This window comes from Micromonospora sp. M51, from assembly GCF_018070305.1.
Taxonomy (GTDB): Bacteria; Actinomycetota; Actinomycetes; order Mycobacteriales; family Micromonosporaceae; genus Micromonospora; species Micromonospora parva.
On record NZ_JAGPXZ010000358.1, the window covers coordinates 1 to 6,092 of the forward strand.

Genomic DNA, 6,092 nt, shown 5'->3' on the forward strand with positions numbered 1-6,092 from the left:
TGGTGCTGCTGCTCACCGTCGAGCGGCGGCTGGCGCCGCTGGCGCTGCCGCTGATGCTGCTGGTCGCCGTCACCCTCTGGCGCGGCGCCGGGCAGTCGATCCGGGCCGCCCGGGTCAGCCGCCGGTTCCCGCTGATCGACCTCGCCCGGCTGGCCCGCCCGGTCTGGCTGGTGGCCACCGGCACACCGCTGGCCGAGGCCGAGCGCAGGCGCGCCGAGAGCGGGCAGCCGAACGCCGCGCTGCTGGTCACCGACTCGACCGGTCGACCGGTGGCGCTGGTCGACCCGACCGCCGCACACGCGGTGCCGGTCGAGCGCCGACCGTGGCTGGCGGTGGACGCCGTCGCCCGGTCGCTGGGCACACTTCCCACGTTGTCGCTCGGGTGGGACGGCGAGCGGGTGATGGAGGCCGTACAGACCCACCCGGGCGCGCAGTACGTGGTGACGTCAGGCGAAGATGTCGTCGGCATTCTGCACATCGGGGACCTGGCACAGCTCCTCGAACCCAACCGGAAGATGACACCGTGACCGCAACTCCCTCCACCGTCGCCGCCGACGCCGCCACCCCGGCGCTGACACCCGTGCACCGCGGGCCGTTCCGGCCCGGCGACCGGGTCCAGCTGACCGACCCCAAGGGGCGGATGCACACCGTGACGCTGGAGCCCGGCAAGGAGTTCCACACCCACCGCGGCATCCTGGCGCACGACGCGCTGATCGGGCTCTCCGACGGCAGCGTGGTGACCACCTCCGGTGGCGGCACCGCGTTCCTGGCCCTGCGGCCGCTCCTGTCGGACTACGTGCTGTCCATGCCGCGCGGCGCCCAGGTGATCTACCCGAAGGACTCGGCGCAGATCGTCGCGATGGGTGACATCTTCCCCGGTGCGAAGGTGCTGGAGGCCGGCGCCGGCTCCGGCGCGCTGAGCTGCTCCCTGCTGCGCGCCGTCGGCACCGAGGGCGAGCTGCACTCGTTCGAGCTGCGCGACGACTTCGCCCAGATCGCCAAGCGCAACGTCGAGGCGTTCTTCAACGGGCCGCACCCCTCGTGGAACCTGCACGTCGGCGACGTCGCGCAGTGCCAGGAGACCGGCTTCGACCGGATCATCCTGGACATGCTGACCCCCTGGGAGACCCTCGACATGGTCGAGCGGGCGCTGGTGCCCGGCGGGGTGTTCATCGGCTACGTCGCCACCACACCGCAGCTCTCCGAGCTGGTGGAGGCGTTGCGCGAGCGCGGCGGCTGGACCGAGCCACGGGCCTGGGAGTCCCTGGTGCGCGACTGGCACGCCGAGGGCCTCGCCGTCCGCCCCGACCACCGGATGATCGCGCACACCGCCTTCCTGGTGTCCGCGCGCAAGCTGGCCCCGGGGGTCACCGCGCCGCCGCGTCGCCGCAAACCCAGCAAGGGCACCGAGGCGTACGCGCAGCGCCGCCAGGACCTGCGCGAGGCGGAGGCGGCCCGACAGGCCGCCGCCGCCCAGGCCGCGGGCGCTCAGGCCAACGGTACGGGGGAGATGGACAGGCCGTGACCATCGAGCGGGGTGTCGGCAGCGCCGAGCAGGGGGAGACGCTGGCATGAGCCGACCGGGCTACGGCGGTGGAGACCTCCCCGCGGTCTTTCCCGACTGGTCGCCCTACCAGGACCTGGAGTCCGCGGCGCGGGCCTACCTGCGGGACCCGGACGTCGCCCTGGAGGCGCTCGGTGGCGTGCTGCGCGGCGCGTCGGTGCTCGGCTTCACCCTGGAACGTTTCGTCAACGAGGTCAACGGGGTGTGGCAGGAGGTCGTCGTCTGTGACGGCAGCCGGCTCATCCTCTGGCACGGCGAGGACGTGCCGCCGGAGGAGGGCCCACCCGGCTCGATGACCTCGTCGCTGCGGGTGGTGCCGGTCTCCACCGTCACCGAGGTGGGCTGCCGGCGACGGCTCAACCGCTCCGACAGCGGCGAGATCCGGGTCGACAGCATCGACGTCTACCTGCTGCTCACCTCGTTGGACGAGGCGCCGCCGAGCGAGGAGATGGCCGGCACACCCCGGCACGACGCGCTGCGGTTCGGTAAGACCCTCGACGACGGCGGGGCCGGGCAGATCGCCCGGTTGGAGGAGTTCGCGCGGTTGGTCGCCTCGGTGGTCGGCCGGCCGATGCTCTGAGGCGTACCCCTTCTGGACCCGGCCGGGCCGCGCGGCCCGGCCGGTGGGTCAGTCGTCCTCGGCCTCCGGGCCGGCGACCTCGACGCCGTCGCCGCGCACCACGTGGATGCAGTCGCCCGGACACTCCTTCGCCGAGTCGATCACCTCGAGTCGCAGGTGCGCGGGAACGTCGACCCGGCTGCCCGGCGCCATCCGCAGCTCACCGTTGACGCCCTTGACGTAGGCCAGGCCGTCGATGTCGAACTCGAAAACCTCCGGCGCGTACTGCACGCAGAGCCCGTCGCCGGTGCAGAGATCCTGGTCAACCCAGACCTGCAACTCGTCGGTCGCGACCTCGGCCACCGGTGCACCCCCCATGTTCTCCCGTCCCACGCTCCGACGGTACCCGAACGCCGGTAACGGCCCGCCAGGCCACCCTTGGCGATCAAGGTTCGGTGACGAGGGTGTTGCGTGGGACCGAATCGGCCTCATAGCGGCTAGTGTTAGGGCAGAACGTTCAAGCCCCCCGGGGAGGTGGGACGTGGCAGCACGTAGCGACGACGCGGACTCGCGCGCCGCACGGTGGGAGAAGGAAGCCCACGATCTCTCCACGCAGGTCGCGTTCCTGCAAGAGGAACTCGCCCTGGTGCGGCGCAAGTTGACCGAAAGCCCCCGACACGTCCGGCAGCTCGAAGAGCGGCTGGCGGCCACCCAGGCGCAGTTGGCGCGGCTGACCGAGAACAACGACCGGCTGGTGAGCACCCTCAAGGAGGCTCGCACGCAGATCGTGACGCTCAAGGAGGAGATCGACCGGCTCGCGCAACCGCCGAGCGGTTACGGCGTCTTCCTGGCCAAGCACGAGGACGGCACGGTGGACGTCTTCACCGGCGGCCGGAAACTACGGGTCGCGGTCTCGCCCTCGCTCGACGTGGGTGACCTGCGGCGCGGCCAGGAGGTCCTGCTCAACGACGCGCTCAACATCGTCGACGCGTTCGGCTACGAGCGGGTCGGCGAGGTGGTGATGCTCAAGGAGATCCTGGAGGGACCGAACGGCGGGCCGGGTGACCGGGCGCTGGTGGTCTCCCACTCCGACGAGGAGCGCATCGTGCACCTCGCCGAGACGCTCATCGGCTCGGCGATCCGGGCCGGCGACTCGCTCATGATCGAGCCCCGCTCGGCGTACGCGTACGAGCGGATCCCGAAGAGCGAGGTCGAGGAGCTGGTCCTGGAGGAGGTGCCCGACGTCGACTACGGCGACATCGGTGGCCTCCAGTCGCAGATCGAGCAGATCCGCGACGCGGTGGAGTTGCCGTTCCTGCACGCGGACCTGTTCCGTGAGCACCAGCTCCGCCCGCCCAAGGGCATCCTGCTCTACGGGCCGCCGGGCTGCGGCAAGACGCTCATCGCCAAGGCGGTGGCCAACTCGCTCGCCAAGAAGATCGCTGAGCGTCAGGGCAAGGAGAAGCACACCAGCTTCTTCCTCAACATCAAGGGTCCCGAGCTGCTCAACAAGTACGTCGGCGAGACCGAGCGGCACATCCGGCTGATCTTCCAGCGGGCCCGGGAGAAGGCCGGCGAGGGCACGCCGGTGATCGTGTTCTTCGACGAGATGGACTCGATCTTCCGGACCCGTGGCTCCGGTGTCTCCTCCGACGTGGAGAACACCATCGTCCCGCAGTTGCTCAGCGAGATCGACGGCGTGGAGGGCCTGGAGAACGTCATCGTCATCGGCGCCTCCAACCGGGAAGACATGATCGACCCGGCGATCCTGCGCCCCGGTCGACTCGACGTCAAGATCAAGATCGAGCGACCGGACGCCGAGGCGGCCAAGGACATCTTCTCCAAGTACATCCTCTCCGGGCTGCCCCTGCACCCGGACGACCTGGCCGAACACGGCACCGACCCCCAGGCCACCGTCGCGGCGATGATCGACGCCGTGGTGCTGCGGATGTACTCCGAGACCGAGGAGAACCGCTTCCTCGAGGTCACCTACGCCAACGGTGACAAGGAAGTCCTCTACTTCAAGGACTTCAACTCCGGCGCGATGATCCAGAACATCGTCGACCGGAGCAAGAAGATGGCCATCAAGGAGTTCCTCACCTCGGGCCGCAAGGGGCTGCGCCTGCAGCACCTGCTCGACGCCTGCGTCGACGAGTTCCGCGAGAACGAGGATCTCCCCAACACCACCAACCCCGACGACTGGGCGCGCATCTCCGGCAAGAAGGGCGAGCGGATCGTCTACATCCGCACGCTCGTCTCCGGCGGCAAGGGCGCCGAGGCCGGCCGGTCCATCGAGACCGCCAGCAACACCGGCCAGTACCTGTAGCACCAGCGTTCAACCGGGGCGACGCGTCGAAACGCGTCGCCCCGGTTGCCGTTGCGCACCCCGGCGGCGGACCGCCCGGCGCGTCAGCGCTGACCGTCGGTGAAGATCCACCTGCGGGAGACGAAGAGGTTCAGCACCGCCAGGCCGCCGGTGGTGAGCACCTTCGCGACCAGGTACGGCAGACCGGCCCAGGTCAGCCCCTGCACGAGGGCGACAGTGAGGGCCAGATTGACCAGCACCAGCAGCAGGTATCGCCACGCCTGACCGCCGACGTCGCCGGTCGAGCCGAACGACCAGGCCCGGTTCAGCCCGAAGTTGACCACGAACGCCACGGCGAAGGCGAGCACCGTGGCGAACGGAAGCCACACCCCCAGCACCCCGTGGAACAGGTAGAGCGCACTGGTGTCGGTGATCGCGCTGAGCCCGCCGACGATCAGAAAACGCACCTCGCTGCGGCGTGTCAGGCCTGCGATCGTCGCCGAGGCCGCCGCCCTCATCGCTGACCCTCGGATGCGGACCCGCCATGTGTCGTCACGGTGGAGCACGCTATCGTCTCCCCGTCCCGCGATCGCCCCGAGACCCCCCGAAGGTGTGCAGTGACCGACATGCCGAGTGTCTCCATCCACCCGACAGCCGAGGTGGAGGCCGGGGCCGAGGTCGGAGCCGGGACTCGGATCTGGCATCTGACGCACGTCCGGTCGACCGCTCGCATCGGTGCCGGCTGCACCATCGGACGCAACGTGTTCGTCGACGCGGGAGTCACCATCGGTGACCGCGTCAAGGTGCAGAACAACGTCTCGGTCTATCACGGTGTCACGCTCGAGGACGAGGTGTTCGTCGGCCCGAGCGCTGTCTTCACCAACGACCTCAACCCGCGGGCGCAGAACCCGGACTGGAAGGTCACGCCGACACTGGTCCGCACGGGGGCCTCCATCGGCGCCAACGCCACGATCGTCTGCGGCACCGAGATCGGGGAGTACGCCCTGGTGGCCGCGGGCGCCGTCGTCACCCGGGACGTGCAGCCGCACCAACTCGTGGCCGGCAACCCGGCCCGGCACCTCGGCTGGGTCAACCGCAACGGCGAGGTGGTCGCCCGCGGCGACGAGCAGCTGCCCGCCGGCGTACTCGAAGAGCGCTGAACTCACAGGAGACCCCTCATGTCTATTCCCATCACGTCGGTGGTCATCGGCCCCGAGGAAGAGGCCGCGGTCCTGTCGGTTCTGCGCTCCGGCAGGCTGGCGCAGGGCCCGATGGTCGCCGAGCTGGAGCGGTCCTTCGCGGAGCTGTGCGGTGTGCCGCACGCCGTGGCCGTCAGCAACGGCACCGTCGCCCTGGTCGCCGCTCTCGAAGCGCTCGGTCTGCAGCCCGGCGACGAGGTGATCACCACCCCCTTCAGCTTCGCGGCGACCCTGAACGCGATCCTCGAGTCCGGCGCGACGGTCCGCTTCGCCGACATCCGCGACGACTTCACCATCGACCCGGAATCGGTCAAGGCGCTGGTCAACGAACGGACCAAGGCCATCCTGCCGGTGCACCTCTACGGGCTGCCCGCCGACATGACGGCCCTCACCGCGATCGCCGACACCGCCGGGCTCGCGATCGTCGAGGACGCCGCCCAGGCGCACGGCGCCCGCGTCGGTGAC

Annotated in this window: 7 protein-coding genes and 1 pseudogene; 6 read left to right on the forward strand and 2 right to left on the reverse strand. The window is 70.2% G+C overall.

From position 1 onward, the window contains the following. The 3 genes and pseudogenes from KBX53_RS19165 to KBX53_RS19175 form a co-directional block, all read left to right on the forward strand. Positions 1 to 527: pseudogene (locus KBX53_RS19165) on the forward strand (peptidase M50); the annotation flags it as partial. A gap of 44 nt (positions 528 to 571) precedes the next feature. Then, the gene (locus KBX53_RS19170; RefSeq protein ID WP_210860790.1) at positions 572 to 1,525 is read left to right on the forward strand and encodes a tRNA (adenine-N1)-methyltransferase; all 954 of its coding nucleotides are present in this window, start codon (positions 572 to 574) and stop codon (positions 1,523 to 1,525) included. 46 nt (positions 1,526 to 1,571) lie between these two features. Then, on the forward strand, positions 1,572 to 2,144 hold the full coding sequence (locus KBX53_RS19175) for a hypothetical protein (protein WP_030332883.1): 573 nt from the start codon (positions 1,572 to 1,574) through the stop codon (positions 2,142 to 2,144). A gap of 48 nt (positions 2,145 to 2,192) precedes the next feature. Here KBX53_RS19175 and KBX53_RS19180 read toward each other — a convergent pair whose 3' ends face one another. Further along, entirely contained in the window at positions 2,193 to 2,486 is a 294-nt protein-coding gene (locus KBX53_RS19180) for a ferredoxin (protein ID WP_210860794.1), read from the reverse strand. Positions 2,487 to 2,664: 178 nt separating this feature from the next. On the opposite strand from KBX53_RS19180, the gene arc reads away from it, so the two are divergent. Next, positions 2,665 to 4,449: a proteasome ATPase gene (arc, locus tag KBX53_RS19185; protein WP_030332887.1), complete on the forward strand. Its 1,785-nt coding sequence runs from the start codon at positions 2,665 to 2,667 to the stop codon at positions 4,447 to 4,449. Positions 4,450 to 4,532: 83 nt separating this feature from the next. Here arc and KBX53_RS19190 read toward each other — a convergent pair whose 3' ends face one another. Continuing rightward, a complete protein-coding gene (locus KBX53_RS19190; protein ID WP_167337305.1) occupies positions 4,533 to 4,895 on the reverse strand; it encodes a GtrA family protein in 363 nt (120 codons plus the stop codon). A gap of 159 nt (positions 4,896 to 5,054) precedes the next feature. Between KBX53_RS19190 and KBX53_RS19195 the strand changes: the two genes are divergently transcribed. Next, the gene (locus KBX53_RS19195; RefSeq protein WP_030332890.1) at positions 5,055 to 5,588 is read left to right on the forward strand and encodes an acyltransferase; all 534 of its coding nucleotides are present in this window, start codon (positions 5,055 to 5,057) and stop codon (positions 5,586 to 5,588) included. A gap of 18 nt (positions 5,589 to 5,606) precedes the next feature. After that, positions 5,607 to 6,092: DegT/DnrJ/EryC1/StrS aminotransferase family protein (locus KBX53_RS19200; protein WP_210860788.1), on the forward strand; the 486-nt coding region annotated here is incomplete at its 3' end.